We start from the raw sequence: 13,702 nt of genomic DNA on the forward strand, positions 1-13,702 counted from the left end.
ATCGTCCAGCTATGAAATATTTATTAACCTTTTTTTACTTCTTCAGGCACTTGCAAACCAAGACCTTCTGCAACGCGGGTTCCATATTCAGGATCTGCTTTGTAGAAGTGGCCGATTTGGCGGAGTTTTATTTCTTCCAGCTTAACTGGTTTCATTGAATTTACAATATTTTCAATAAGGCGTGCTCTTTCATCTTCACTCATGAGACGGTATAAGTCGCCCGCTTGAGTATAATGGTCATCATGGTCATAAGGAACGTTTTCCGCAACACCTGATACTGGGTATGATGCTTGTTTTGCTTCAGGTGTTTCTTTTGGACCGCCAAAGCTGTTTGGTTCATAATATACAGAGCCTCCGCCATTTGAGTCAAAGCGCATAAATCCATCGCGTTGATAGTTGTTCACTTCAACCCGCGGACGGTTGATTGGAAGTGAGTTATAGTTTGCCCCGATGCGGTAGCGATGTGCATCATGATATGCAAAGAGACGACCTTGCAGCATTTTGTCCGGCGACACATCGACTCCTAGAACTAGGTTTCCCGGTGAGAATGCAGCTTGCTCAACTTCTGCAAAATAGTTTTCAGGGTTTTTATTTAATACTAATTTTCCTACTTCAATTAATGGATAATCTTTGTGAGACCATACTTTTGTCACGTCAAATGGATCCCATCTGTATGTGTTGGCATCTTCAAGCGGCATGATTTGCACATAAAGCGTCCAAGAAGGATAGTCTCCGTTTTCAATCGCATTGAATAAATCCTCTGTATGATAATCCGGATTTTCTCCGGCAATTTTTACAGCTGTTTTCGTATCAAGGTTTTTTATACCTTGGTCAGTTTTGAAATGATATTTGATCCAGACGCTTTCCCCGTCTTCGTTTGTCCATTTAAATGTATGGCTTCCATAACCATTCATATGACGGTATGTTGCCGGAATTCCGCGATCTCCCATCAAATAAGTTACTTGGTGCAATGATTCAGGCGATAGAGACCAAAAATCCCATACGGCAGTAGGATTTTTCAAATGTGTTTTTGGATCGCGTTTTTGTGTGTGGATAAAATCAGGGAATTTAATCGCATCGCGAATGAAGAAAATCGGCGTGTTGTTTCCTACGATGTCATAGTTTCCTTCTTCTGTGTAAAACTTAACGGCAAAACCGCGCGGATCGCGGACCGTATCAGCGGAGCCAAGCTCACCTGCAACAGTTGAGAATCTTACAAATACTGGTGTTCGCTTGCCTACTCCGTTGAAGACTTTCGCTTTCGTATATTTTGACATATCATTTGTCACTTCAAAGTATCCGTGAGCACCGGCACCTTTTGCGTGAACAACTCGTTCAGGAACTCTTTCTCTATTAAAATGGGCTAGTTTTTCCAGAAGATGTACGTCTTGAATTAATGTCGGACCTCGATGGCCTGCTGTCATCGAATTTTGATTGTCCCCTACAGGAGCACCCCAGCTCGTCGTAAGCTTTTTATTCTCTCCCATTTACCGATCACCTCATAATTTAAAATAATATTTCTCTAATCATTACAACTATATGATAACATATTTTAATTAAAAATCAATAGTAAATTATAATAATTTTAATAAAGGAGTTTGAAACCGTTGATCTATCAATCAATGAACCTCGTTTATTATCAATTAGCCACTATTTTTTTCATGTTGTTCTGTTTATTTTCTTTAACAAGTTGTTTAAAAAATTGGCAATCGAGTAGGAGGGGGTGACTAACCCCCGACCTCTCACACCACCGTACGTACCGTTCGGTATACGGCGGTTCAATTAAGTATGACGTAGTGCTTGATATCTTTCGAATAGACTTCTTAACCCTCGACGCTTCCAATAGGAGTTGTCGAGGGTTTTGTGTAGAATGGGACTGCAGGCAATCCGCCAATATTTCTTGCGTGTATTGCCCCATTCGAATGCTTTATGGCTTGGAACTTCTAATCCTCTGAGTTTCCGAATTCTTGTTTTCGGGGTTTTCCATTCTTTCCACAAACACATCCGAAGCCTTCGTCTAATCCATTCATCAAATTCTTTGAACTTACTTGGTGTTTCTGCCAAGGCAAAATATCCGCACCATCCCATTAAATACTTGTTCAGTTTCTCAATCCTTTTCTCCATTGGATACGGTTTCGACCTTGATGTAATTTCACGGATCTTGTTCTTCAAACGTTTCACACTTTCGTTCGCAATCCGTACCTTTGGAGTCTTATTGAGTGTGAAGCTGAAACCGAGAAACTTCCGTTTCCAAGGACGGTCTACCGCCGATTTCTCTTTATTTACCTTGAGCTTTAACTCCTTCTCTATAAAGTTCGTAATGGAGTTCATGACACGAATTCCTGCTTTCTTTGTTTTCACATAGATGTTACAGTCATCCGCATACCGAACAAACTTATGTCCACGTTTCTCAAGCTCCTTATCCAATTCATGAAGCATGATGTTTGATAAAAGTGGACTAAGCGGGCCGCCTTGAGGCGTTCCCATGTCCGTTTCCATTACCACTCCATTGATCATCACGCCTGATTGAAGATACCGGCGGATTACCTTCAGTAGAATTCGATCTTTGATCGTTTTCGCCAAGATCCCCATCAGTTTGTCGTGATTCACCTTGTCAAAGAATTTCTCTAGGTCTATATCGACTACCCAACGATATCCTTCTTTGATATAACCCTTTGCTTCCCTAACCGCATCATGTCCCCTTCTACCTGGGCGGAAACCATAGCTATGGTTCGAGAAGGTCGGATCAAAGATTTTCGTCAACACTTGGGCAATCGCTTGTTGGATGAAACGATCCGTCACGGTAGGGATCCCTAGAAGCCTTACTCCACCGTTCGGTTTCGGGATTTCGACTCGACGGACGGGTAAGGGCTTGTAGGTTCCTTCTCTCAACGACTGTCGAATGGAGTCCCAATTTTCGTAGAGGTGTCTTCGTAGGTCTTTTACGGACATGCCATCTACTCCGTGACCTCCTTTATTCTGTTCGACTCGTTTCAGTGCCGCCAGGAGATTTTCCCGTGACAAAATCATTTCCATCAACATTGATATCCTCTCCACGTGAACGAATTCTTCTATTTGTGCCATCTTCTGCTCCACCCTCTTGAAGTCCCCCGTGGGGTTCACCACTTCCTCCTTCAAGTAAGTCCTATCGGATTGTCTGCTTCCACACAGAAGGTGAACGCCTAGCGATTCGTTCTCCTTAATTGTTCAGTCCTTCCTCTTTCGTCTCGAGCTCGAAAAGAGTACTATGACTTCTGCTGACTTCTGACTGTTCAGTTATCTATCACTAGATAGGTTACCAAGGTTACTTGGCGTGCCAGCCAGATCTCCCCGGGTAAGTACATGCACTTTCACACCATCTATCCGCCTCATTTACTCGATATGACCTTCGACAGAAAGAGCTTTGTTTTGTTTCGCAAACTCACTCAATCATACCTAGCCTTATATGAGGTTCGTGTTCCTCGGACCGGTGTTTTGCCTCCAGCTTCCTTCAGATTCCGCGTCACCACGGACACCCTTGCTCTTGGCTAACCTCTACTTCTGTCTTCGGGGTTCGGGACTTACACCCTATAGTTCATGTACATGCCGGGCGCACGAAAAAAACGGCTGAGCAAATATAGCTCAGCCGCTACAAATTGAGAGGTTCTTATGGAAGCTATCGAATTGAAACTGAAAAAACAACATACATAGTTGAAAAAGACCGTTGATCTCTCCGTGCAAAAACAGTCAGCCATTTTCATTTATGGCAAGATGTCATTTCATATTCCCAAGCAATATAGGATTCAACGCTAATATGAAAAAATGTTCGTATTCCACTTTATCTCTTTACGAAGAGATTCGCTCCGCTTTCCTTTCCATGCGGGAGCTTGGAATGAATAAAGACAGAAAAGCAGCTGCAAAGGCAAGCAAGCCTGTTGCAAGAAACACTTCATAAAAACCGATGTGATCTGCAATAAAGCCCGCTAACATCGGACCAGTGAAAATGCCGATTGCATAAAATGATTGATAAAAACCCATTGCGGTCGTCCGATATGCTTCTTGACAGCTTTGAATAACCATCGCAAGCAGCAGCGGAAAAATAAAACCAAGCCAAAACCCTATGAAAATATGCATGAAGCAAATCCATAGAATCGAATTTGACAACGGCAACAGAAGATGGAATAATCCGCTTAAAATAAATGAAAGCAAAAGCAGTTGTTTTTGCTTTCGAACAGGAAAATAGGCAAGCAGCAATGATGCAACTGCATGCGGAATAAAAAAGGAAGTGACGACCCAAAAAAACACGGACTCACTAAATCCGATTTTCGAGACATAAACCGGTGTAAATCCAAAAATCGTCATAAACAAAATTCCGTGTCCGGCAAGCGATAAAGCTGAGATGCCCCAAAGCGGCTTGATGCCGAGAACATATTTTAATTGACTCATATATTTAAAATCAATAAGATTCACCTTATCGCCGATTTCTTTAATGCGAAATGAAAGAATAAGACCAATCAAAGCCATGACGGTCCCAATGAGAAACGGCATTTCCCAGCCGAACCACTCTACAATTTTCCCGCTGATAGCCATGCTAATAAATTGGGAAACGACCGTCATAAACTGGAGAATTCCCATCGCTTTGGAAGATTGACTTTCCGTAAAATATTGAGCGTATAATGTAGTAGCCATTACCCACATCGACGCGGTAATTCCTGAAAGAAGTCTTGCAATAAAAATCGGGATAAATGATTGAAAGAAAAGAAACAGGATTCCGCTGGCAAACGCCATAAAAAAACCAGCTATAAGCATTCCTTTTCTCATTTGCCCTAAATAGTCTGATAAAACTCCAAGAGGCAAACGAATCAAAATCTGGGTGATGCCGTAACTGCCAAAAATAATGCCAACAAGTGAATAGTCAAACTGCAAATGTTCTAAATAAACCCCAAAGATTGGAACATAAATATAAATGGAAAACCAAAAGCAAAAGATAACTGTTAAAAAAATAATATGATCTTTTTTCCCTGCTATATTTATTTTTTGAACGTTCATCGCCAAAACCTTTCTATATGATTAAATAGGAATTTTTTGCTCTTTCCATTTTACGATATTTTTGAAATTTTACAACATTCAAGTTTCACGAAAATCGTTTCTATAAATTTCCTATTCCAGTAGTATAATAAGATATATATAGTGTTGTGGAGGGATATTATGACTGAGCTTTTAGTAGGATTGATCATTGGTATTTTCATCATGTTCATCGTTGTCAATATCAATAAAACGAAGAAAAAAAGATCATTAAAGCTTGTTCAAGAGGCTGTCCCGACAGAATTAGCCTGCCGCATTCCAGAAGGGCTGCCAATTATCTCTCGTTTGGAAGACTCTCTAAACTCAGAATATATGGAAAAAGTAAAGAAAAGAGTGTTAGCAAATCATCCTAATTGGACCGAAACGGACTTTAACTGGCGCCTATTTGAATTAAAAAGATATTTTTTATTGGCAGGAATTTTAAAATCAGTTCCAATGTTCAGCGATGAAGTGGATGAAATATGGCATGAAATGATTATGTTTACGAAAGAATACGAAAATTTTTCAAAAAAATTTTTTGGATCATTTCTGCATCACAGCCCTAATGTGGAACGGACACCGATTCCCCATGAAAGAGCCCTTTTTGATTGGATGTATTTGCACTTATTTGAAATCTATCCAAACAGCACGAAGCTGTGGGGAGGCTTTTTAAAAAATCCGCTAAGCAAAACATTTTTGGAAGAAGTTCGCTCAGCTAGTGACGAAAAACTGTTTGATAAATATTTTCGTTCGTTTGACCCGATCAAACCATTACAAACAAAGCTGCTTGAACAGCTGAAAAACGATATTGAAAAAGCAGAAGAAATGAAACGGCAAAACAAATCGCTTCGCAAGAAAATAAAAACAGACGATACGTACTCGATGCTGCTGCCGGCAATGGTATTTTTATCGCTGTACGAGCAGGACAGTTATACAGAAAAAATGTCGCAGCTTTTGAATAAGGATGCAGGGACAAGCGGAGGTTCTGTTTATGCATGCGGGGCTGCGCTCAGCGATTCCAATGATCATTCAGGGGGTTCCGGATGCTCTTCTTCAGGATGCTCCAGTTCAAATTGCGGAAGCAGCTGCGGCGGAGGATGCGGCAGCAGCTAAGGAAATGTTCATAACCACACTCTTTTAAAGGTGAGCGCGATGAGCAGAAACCGGCAAAGTGCCGATTCTTGTTTTCGATTTTAAAAGCCCATATGCGCATTTTTTCTATGCTGCAAACGGCTGCCTTCAACGTGCCAATTACATCTACTATACGTCTATTTTTACAGCCGCATAAAGATAGGGTTATGCTGTATATTTTTCCAACAACAGCTCGTTCTTGCGTCAAAGATCAGATTTTCGCAGAATTCAAAAAAAACCATCGCCTCCCAAATTGAGGATGGCGATGGTTTCCTTTTATTTCGAGTGCATTTTAAATTCTAAAAATAAATCATTATAATAGGAAAGCATTCGTTTCCCTAGGTTTTCATACACTTCCAATTTATCCGTTAATTCAGGGGGCGGGTAAAACCGCTCATCTTCAGAAATCTCTTTCGGCAAGTATTCAAGCGCCTTTTCATTTGGAGTAGAGTAGCCGACATATTCAGCATTTTGCGCAGCCACTTTCGGGTCTAGCATAAAGTTGATAAATTTATGAGCGCCTTCTATGTTTTTGGCCGTTTTCGGAATAACCATATTATCAAACCAAAGATTAGAGCCTTCTTTCGGCACCACGTAATCTAGCTTCTCATTTTCCCACATGATATCTGCAGCATCTCCCGACCAGACGAGAGCGGCACCGGCTTCTTCGTTTGCCATCAGCATTTTGATTTCATCTCCAACGATCGCCTTCACGTTTGGAGTCAGTTTATCCAGTTTCTTTTTCGCTTCTAGCAAATGGTCTTTGTTCGTATCATTTAACGAGTAACCAAGACTGTTCAACCCCATTCCGATTACCTCTCGGGCGCCGTCGACAAGAAGTATTTGATTTTTCATATCTTTATCCCATAAATCATTCCAGCTGTCGATCTTTTTTCCCCCGAGAGCTTCCGGATTATACAAAATGCCGACCGTTCCCCAAAAATATGGAATGGAATATTTATTCCCCGGATCAAACGATAAATTTAGAAAACGGGGGTTGATATATTTTAAATTAGGAATTTTCGAATGATCAATCGGAATAAGAAGACCTTCTTCCTTCATTTTGCTAATGGCATACTCAGAAGGGACGGCAATATCAAATGTTGTTCCTCCTTGAGAAATTTTTGTCATCATCGCTTCATTTGAATCAAATGTTTGGTAAATCACTTTTATACCTGTTTCTTTTTCAAAACGGTCGATCAATTCCGGATCAATATATTCTCCCCAGTTGTAAATCGTAAGGGTATTATCACCGGAGTAGCCTTCAGATGCATTCAGTCTCGCAATAAAAAACAGGATGGCAAACGAAGCGATAAATACTATCGCAAACATCTGCACAATTTTCTTCATTTCCGTCCCCCCAATCTTCCCGGACGATTATAGCGCAGCGTGATGAAATAATAGCCGATCACAAGCAAAATCGTTAATAGGAAAATGAGTGTTGACAAAGCATTAATGGTAAGGGAAATACCTTGTCGAGCCATTGAATATATTTCAACAGATAAAGTGGAAAAACCATTTCCAGTAACAAAGAATGTAACGGCGAAATCGTCCAAAGAATAGGTTAAAGCCATAAAAAATCCAGCAAAAATCCCAGGGGTAATATAGGGAATTACTACTTTTGTTATGACATTCCACTGGCTCGCCCCTAAATCTCTTGCCGCATCGATTAATGTCGGGCTCATTTCCTGAAGCTTTGGCAATACCATCAATACGACAATCGGCACACTAAAGGCGATATGAGACAGCAAAACAGAAATAAAACCAAGCTGAATGCCGACAATGGTAAACAAAATTAAAAAGGAAGCTCCGATGATGACATCAGGACTGACTAATAGAACATTATTTAACGAAAGCAATGTATTTTTCACCCGTCTTGTTTTGACGGAGTAAATGGCGAGCGCACCGAAAACGCCGATGATCGTTGAAATCGCCGCAGAAAGCAAAGCAATTACAATCGTATTCAGTACAATAATCAACAGACGCACATCCTGCAGGACTTCTTTATACCAGTCCAACGTAAAATTTTCAAAATGATGCATTTTTCCGCCGCTGTTAAACGAGTAATAAATAAGGTAGAAAATCGGAGCGTATAAGATGAAAAATACGATGATTAAATATATATTTGAAACCTTCCATTTTCTGTTCATTTTTCATCCCTCACTTCCGATTTCCTGTTAAAAACATGATGATCACCATTGCAAGAATTAAAAAGACCGCAATGGTTGCTCCCATTCCCCAGTTTTGAGTAACTAGGAAATGCTGCTCTATTGCTGTGCCAAGCGTAATTACCCGGTTTCCTGCAATCAAGCGGGTAATCATAAATAACGATAATGCAGGAATAAACACTGCTTGGCATCCGGATTTAACACCGTCCAGCGTCAGCGGAAAAATGACCCGGCGGAACGTAATCCAAGGGGATGCTCCGAGATCCTTAGCTGCATCTACAAGCGTTGGATTTAATTTTTCTAAAGCATTAAAAATCGGCAAAATCATAAATGGAACGAAAATATAGACAGAAACAAACACAAAGCTGAAATCTGTAAACAATATTTGTTTAGCACCGACACCAATTAATTCCAAAAAATGATTAGCTATTCCATAGGTTCCAAAAATGCCGAGAAAGGCGTATGCTTTTAACAGCAAATTGATCCACATCGGCAAAATGATTAACAAAAGCCAAAGCTGCTTATGTTTTGTTTTCGTTAATAAAAGAGCTGTCGGATAAGCGATCAATAGCGAAAAGGCTGTAATTAAAAACGCATACCAAAATGAGCTTAACGCCATTTTCAAATAGACCGGCGTGAAAAATTTCTCGTAGTTTTCAACAGAAAATGTTCCTTCAATGTTAAAAAACGAATAATAAATGATAAGCAGAATCGGAACGACAACAAATAGTAAGATCCATAACACATATGGTAAGAAGTATAAAGCGCGAATATTACTTTTCATCGGCAACACCAATACGAGAATTTTCTTCTAAACGCATAACGTGTATTGCTTCCGGTTCAAAATAAAGACCAATTTCATCGCCGACTTCTGCCTTTTTTGTAGAATGAACAAGCCACTCGTTGCCATCCTTATCGTAACAGCAAATTTCATAATGAACTCCTCTAAACAGCTGGGAATCCACATAAACCTTCAGCTTTCCTTTTTCAGGTGTTGTTATTTCCAAGTCCTCCGGTCGAATTACCACTTCTACGTCCTCGTTCGGAGCAAAGCCTTTATCAACACATTCAAACTGCTTTCCGACAAATTCAACAAGATAATCTTGAATCATTTTTCCTGCGACAATATTCGATTCTCCGATAAAGTCTGCCACAAAGCGGTTAACAGGTTCATCATAAATATCTTTCGGCGTTCCACTTTGCTGAATTTTCCCCTTATTTAAAACAAAGATTTCATCAGACATTGCAAGAGCTTCCTCTTGGTCGTGTGTGACAAAAATAAATGTAATGCCGAGCCGGCGCTGAAGCTCCCGCAGCTCGTACTGCATTTCCGTGCGCAGCTTTAAATCAAGAGCTGACAACGGTTCGTCTAACAGAAGCACTTCCGGTTCATTGACTATCGCTCTCGCAATGGCGACCCGCTGCCGCTGTCCTCCTGACATCTCCTGAATGTTCCGTTGTTCATAGCCAGATAAGTTTACAAAACGAAGGGCATCTTTTACTTTTTGTTCGATGATATCCTTTTTCATTTTTTTAATTCTAAGGCCAAAGGCAACATTTTCAAACACATTCAGATGCGGAAAAAGGGCATAATCTTGAAACACTGTATTGACTTGACGTTTGTTCGGCGTTACATGGTTAATATTTTTTCCGTTAAAATAAATCGTGCCGCTGGTCGGTTCCGTAAATCCCGCAATTAGACGGAGAATGGTTGTTTTTCCGCATCCTGAAGGTCCAAGCAACGTGTAAAATTTTCCGCGTTCGATTTCAAAACTTACATTATCCAATACTGGCAAATCATCATCATATTTTTTTGTCACTTGTTCAAAACGAATAATTGTTTTATTGTTCATGAACGTTTCCTCCAACCGCATCAAGAATTATAAATAAGATTCAGTTGCCACTAAAATTACTTGCGACATGCTTTCTGCCTCATTGACAATTTGATGCTCATCGGATGCATGATAATAAATGGATTCTCCTTCCTTTGCCACATACTTTTTTGTTCCGATCCGAACTTTTATTGTTCCTTTCAAAACATAGGCAAACGTTTCAGATAAGGATGGTTCAAAAACTTTAAACTCTCCTTTTTCAAACAACGTTAAAAGAATCGGCTCCATTTCTTTTTCATTTGATTCAGGAACAATCCATTCAACCTTATATCCTCTCTCTTGGTCAATAAATACTTTTCGTTCTTCTTTGCCGTAAACTACTTTTTGCTCGGCATCCTCATCATCGAAAAAATCTTTTGGATTGCATCCCAGCACATCCAATATATTCAGAAACGTTTCCAATGAGGGAGAGCTTAAATCTCTTTCCAATTGGGAAATGTATCCTTTAGACAAATCGGTTCGTTCGCTTAGCTCTTCTTGCGTCAGACCTTTTTTTATCCGCAAATTTCGAATTTTCCTCCCAATTTTCATCATAACAACCTCATTTGTTTAATACTAGTAAACTTTTTGTCAAAAAAAATTAATATATTTATCGAAAATTGTTTATTTCACGACGATTTATTATACACAATTACACAAAAAACACAATAAAAAATTTTCAAAAAAAGAAGGAAATTTTAGTTGATCTTCAACTAAAATTTCCTTCTGTTTAAAAATCCTTAATTGTCAGAAATGAGGCCACTACATCTGGATCAAAATGCGTATTTTGATGCTCCACTAAAAAATTCAACGCTTTTTCAATCGGCCATGCAACTTTATATGGACGGCTGCTCGTTAAAGCCTCAAACACATCGACAACCGCAACAATTCTAGCTTCTAAAGGAATTTCTGCTCCTTTCAAGTTTTTCGGATATCCCGTTCCATTCCATTTTTCATGGTGAAAGAGAATAATATTTTCGGCCACTTTATAGCTTTGCCTTAAAAAGTTATCTTTCAGTTTGCTTGTTATTTTTTTCAAAATGTCAAAGCCTATTAACGGATGCGTCTCCATAATTAAGCGTTCATATTTTGTTAGTGGTCCTGGTTTATATAAAATTCCTTCAGGTATGCCAGCTTTTCCTATATCATGCAAAATGCTGGAATAAGCAACATTTCTCATATATTCTTCTGATAAATTAAGATTATGATAGCTGTTGTGAGCATAAATGAGCTTTTCAGTTAGTTTTCGAACGTTGATCAAATGATCCTCAATACTTGGATCTTGAATTTCACAAGAAATCGCCAGCACTTCCAATATTGATTTTTTTGTTTCTTCTATTTGCTCCTGCGAAACGTATGCTCCGCTGTCCAGCTGCTCCAATTCCCGAAAAATTCCTACAAAAAACAGTTCATCTTCTATTAGAATAGGAGTTATCGTTATAGATGAGTGCCATAATTCTCCTGATTTCTTACGATTCACAAAAACACCGGACCAAGGCTTTTTTTCCGATAATGCTTTTTTCATCGAAGCATAAGTTTGCTCCGGGGTCAAATGAGATTTAATGACACCTGCTCTTCTGCCGACAATGAAATCCTTTTTATATCCCGTTATTTGTTCATACGCATCGTTAACAGCGACGACAACATGATCTTTATCTGTCACAATGACAGCATCAGCCAGTTGAAGATAAGGAGACAATAAGTTTTCTACATTCATGTTTTTAAATCCCTTTCCCAAATCTCATCTTGCAAACTATTCATTTAAAGGGATAATCTCATATTATTGGTTCGGTTCATAGATGCTCCACGTTAATTTCACCGAATTTACAATTTCATCTGCTACTGTTTCAGGATCAAGATTATTGGTCGATACTTTTGAGTTATGGAGAGAGTATGCATTTTGCCGTTTTATAAACAATTTTTCAATTTCCTCCATTGATTTTTCCTTTAAAAGAGGGCGGTTCTCGACTAAAAGCGGCATTCGATCCTTCCAGCTGTCCCAAGATAAATCCAGCAAAAAGACGATGCAGTTTGATAAACAAGCATTGCGGACCTCTTCTTGTAAATAGGCTCCCCCTCCTAAAGATACAACCTTCAAGCGTGTGTTCGTGCAAATATCAACAATATACTCCTTTTCGATTTTTCGGAAATAATCTTCGCCAAATTTTTGAAATATTAACGAGATGGGCATATTTTGCTTTTTTTCAATCTCCTGATCCACATCAATGAAATCTCGGTACAGCTTTTTCGCGACCAACTGGCCAATAGTCGTTTTGCCGACTCCCATAAATCCAATTAAAACAATATTTTTTTCCCGAAGAGGGATTTCTACATGTTCCTTCATAACGCATCCACTTCCCTAGATTTCTTCATCATGGTGTGTCAGCTTGACTCCCGCACTACAAGCTCAGGCTGTAAAATCAGTTTTTTTGCCTCTTCTTCATCACCTTTCATTCTCCGATGCAAGAGATCAGCAGCTTTTGCACCGAGCCGATCAGGAAAAGCTGCAATGGTTGTTAAAGAAGGGCTGAATACCGCTGACTCCGGAATATTATCAAAACCAACCACAGCCACATCTTTGCCTGGAACTATTCCTTGTTCTTTTAATCCGAGCATAACACCAGATGCAACAACATCATTATAGCAAAAAACCCCGGTTGGAGGCTGAGGATGCTGCATAACTCGCTTAATCGCCTCTATTCCCCCTTGCCTAGTTGCGGGAGATTGGACAAACAGCGATTCATCCATTTCCAGCCCGGCTTGTTCAATCGCTTCACAAAATCCTTTTTTCCTGTCTGTCCATACTGATGAATTAGAAAAACCGCCCAAAAAAGCGATGCGGCGGTGGCCTTGTTCGATTAAATGTTCAGCCGCTATCCGTCCGCCTGCAACATTATCGATTCCGACATAATCAAACGGCTCTTCTGACAGCATTTTTCTCGCTACTAAAATAACAGGAATCCCCCATTGCTTTAACCGTTCTACCATATCTGGTGAACTGCCTGGGACAGGGCTCATAATTACCCCGCCGACACGATATTCAAGCATTGTCGCAAGCAGCGCATCTTGTTTATCAGGGGAATCAAACGTCGTTCCTAATATTACGGTATATCCTTCTTTATCTAAAGCTTCGTGAACGCCCACCAATAATTCCGAGAAAAAGGGGTTGCCGATCTCTGTTATAATCAAACCAACTGTTGAAGATTGGTGGGATCGTAAATTCGCTGCAACACGATCATATATATATCCCAACTCTTTTATCGATTTTAACACTTTTTCTCTTGTTTCTTTTGAAATATTTGGGCTGCCCCGAACAACAAGGGAAGCTGTAGCCCTCGACACACCCGCGTGTTTTGCAACCTCCTGCAGCGTCACGCGGGACTGTTTTTTTCGTCCCATCTGTCTAATCACCTGCTAACGCAATTAATCAACGAATTCAGTTGAGAAAAGTATACCTTTACATTTAAAACGTTGTCAATTTGTTTATTT

At 39.8% G+C, this 13,702-nt stretch carries 12 protein-coding genes; 1 reads left to right on the top strand and 11 read right to left on the bottom strand.

Annotated features, from left to right (window positions below; translation table 11 throughout):
* Positions 1 to 23 precede the first annotated feature (23 nt).
* From katA to RI196_RS16175, 3 genes are all read right to left on the bottom strand, one after another.
* Positions 24 to 1,487 (bottom strand): catalase KatA, encoded by a 1,464-nt coding sequence (gene katA / locus RI196_RS16165; RefSeq protein WP_311066530.1) that lies wholly within the window; start codon positions 1,485 to 1,487, stop codon positions 24 to 26.
* A gap of 295 nt (positions 1,488 to 1,782) precedes the next feature.
* A complete protein-coding gene (gene ltrA, locus RI196_RS16170) occupies positions 1,783 to 3,042 on the bottom strand; it encodes a group II intron reverse transcriptase/maturase (RefSeq protein WP_094245397.1) in 1,260 nt (419 codons plus the stop codon).
* Between the two features lie 783 nt (positions 3,043 to 3,825).
* Positions 3,826 to 5,028 (bottom strand): MFS transporter, encoded by a 1,203-nt coding sequence (locus tag RI196_RS16175; RefSeq protein ID WP_066250011.1) that lies wholly within the window; start codon positions 5,026 to 5,028, stop codon positions 3,826 to 3,828.
* Between the two features lie 159 nt (positions 5,029 to 5,187).
* Between RI196_RS16175 and RI196_RS16180 the strand changes: the two genes are divergently transcribed.
* The gene (locus RI196_RS16180) at positions 5,188 to 6,156 is read left to right on the top strand and encodes a UCP032817 domain-containing protein (protein WP_066250013.1); all 969 of its coding nucleotides are present in this window, start codon (positions 5,188 to 5,190) and stop codon (positions 6,154 to 6,156) included.
* Between the two features lie 294 nt (positions 6,157 to 6,450).
* On the opposite strand, the gene RI196_RS16185 is transcribed toward RI196_RS16180, so the two are convergent.
* The 8 genes from RI196_RS16185 to RI196_RS16220 form a co-directional block, all read right to left on the bottom strand.
* Positions 6,451 to 7,506 carry an ABC transporter substrate-binding protein gene (locus tag RI196_RS16185; protein ID WP_375338818.1) on the bottom strand — a complete coding sequence of 352 codons (1,056 nt, stop codon included), beginning with the start codon at positions 7,504 to 7,506 and terminating at the stop codon, positions 6,451 to 6,453.
* A gap of 14 nt (positions 7,507 to 7,520) precedes the next feature.
* On the bottom strand, positions 7,521 to 8,324 hold the full coding sequence (locus RI196_RS16190) for an ABC transporter permease (RefSeq protein ID WP_130157449.1): 804 nt from the start codon (positions 8,322 to 8,324) through the stop codon (positions 7,521 to 7,523).
* Positions 8,325 to 8,334: 10 nt separating this feature from the next.
* Entirely contained in the window at positions 8,335 to 9,126 is a 792-nt protein-coding gene (locus RI196_RS16195) for an ABC transporter permease (RefSeq protein WP_311066532.1), read from the bottom strand.
* Positions 9,116 to 10,195, bottom strand: a complete 1,080-nt coding sequence (locus RI196_RS16200) for an ABC transporter ATP-binding protein (protein WP_063386811.1) — start codon at positions 10,193 to 10,195, stop codon at positions 9,116 to 9,118. The genes RI196_RS16195 and RI196_RS16200 overlap by 11 nt, the downstream gene beginning before the upstream one ends.
* Positions 10,196 to 10,222: 27 nt before the next feature.
* Positions 10,223 to 10,765, bottom strand: coding sequence for a helix-turn-helix domain-containing protein (locus tag RI196_RS16205; RefSeq protein ID WP_066250024.1), 543 nt, complete (start codon positions 10,763 to 10,765; stop codon positions 10,223 to 10,225).
* Positions 10,766 to 10,943: 178 nt separating this feature from the next.
* On the bottom strand, positions 10,944 to 11,930 hold the full coding sequence (locus tag RI196_RS16210; protein WP_311066533.1) for an HD domain-containing phosphohydrolase: 987 nt from the start codon (positions 11,928 to 11,930) through the stop codon (positions 10,944 to 10,946).
* A gap of 63 nt (positions 11,931 to 11,993) precedes the next feature.
* Positions 11,994 to 12,557 (bottom strand): shikimate kinase, encoded by a 564-nt coding sequence (locus RI196_RS16215; RefSeq protein ID WP_063386814.1) that lies wholly within the window; start codon positions 12,555 to 12,557, stop codon positions 11,994 to 11,996.
* A 38-nt stretch (positions 12,558 to 12,595) separates the two neighbouring features.
* A complete protein-coding gene (locus tag RI196_RS16220; RefSeq protein WP_066250028.1) occupies positions 12,596 to 13,612 on the bottom strand; it encodes a LacI family DNA-binding transcriptional regulator in 1,017 nt (338 codons plus the stop codon).
* Between the last annotated feature and the right edge of the window lie 90 nt (positions 13,613 to 13,702).

The sequence above is a fragment of the Aeribacillus composti genome (assembly GCF_031760945.1).
GTDB classification, from domain to species: domain Bacteria; phylum Bacillota; class Bacilli; order Bacillales; family Aeribacillaceae; genus Aeribacillus; species Aeribacillus composti.

Excerpts from the sequence above, each read along its gene's own strand:
- katA (WP_311066530.1), bottom strand. The coding sequence starts at position 1,487 with ATGGGAGAGAATAAAAAGCTTACGACGAGCTGGGGTGCTCCTGTAGGG.
- ltrA (WP_094245397.1), bottom strand. The coding sequence starts at position 3,042 with ATGTTGATGGAAATGATTTTGTCACGGGAAAATCTCCTGGCGGCACTG.
- RI196_RS16175 (WP_066250011.1), bottom strand. The coding sequence starts at position 5,028 with ATGAACGTTCAAAAAATAAATATAGCAGGGAAAAAAGATCATATTATT.
- RI196_RS16180 (WP_066250013.1), top strand. The coding sequence starts at position 5,188 with ATGACTGAGCTTTTAGTAGGATTGATCATTGGTATTTTCATCATGTTC.
- RI196_RS16185 (WP_375338818.1), bottom strand. The coding sequence starts at position 7,506 with ATGTTTGCGATAGTATTTATCGCTTCGTTTGCCATCCTGTTTTTTATT.
- RI196_RS16190 (WP_130157449.1), bottom strand. The coding sequence starts at position 8,324 with ATGAACAGAAAATGGAAGGTTTCAAATATATATTTAATCATCGTATTT.
- RI196_RS16195 (WP_311066532.1), bottom strand. The coding sequence starts at position 9,126 with ATGAAAAGTAATATTCGCGCTTTATACTTCTTACCATATGTGTTATGG.
- RI196_RS16200 (WP_063386811.1), bottom strand. The coding sequence starts at position 10,195 with ATGAACAATAAAACAATTATTCGTTTTGAACAAGTGACAAAAAAATAT.
- RI196_RS16205 (WP_066250024.1), bottom strand. The coding sequence starts at position 10,765 with ATGAAAATTGGGAGGAAAATTCGAAATTTGCGGATAAAAAAAGGTCTG.
- RI196_RS16210 (WP_311066533.1), bottom strand. The coding sequence starts at position 11,930 with ATGAATGTAGAAAACTTATTGTCTCCTTATCTTCAACTGGCTGATGCT.
- RI196_RS16215 (WP_063386814.1), bottom strand. The coding sequence starts at position 12,557 with ATGAAGGAACATGTAGAAATCCCTCTTCGGGAAAAAAATATTGTTTTA.
- RI196_RS16220 (WP_066250028.1), bottom strand. The coding sequence starts at position 13,612 with ATGGGACGAAAAAAACAGTCCCGCGTGACGCTGCAGGAGGTTGCAAAA.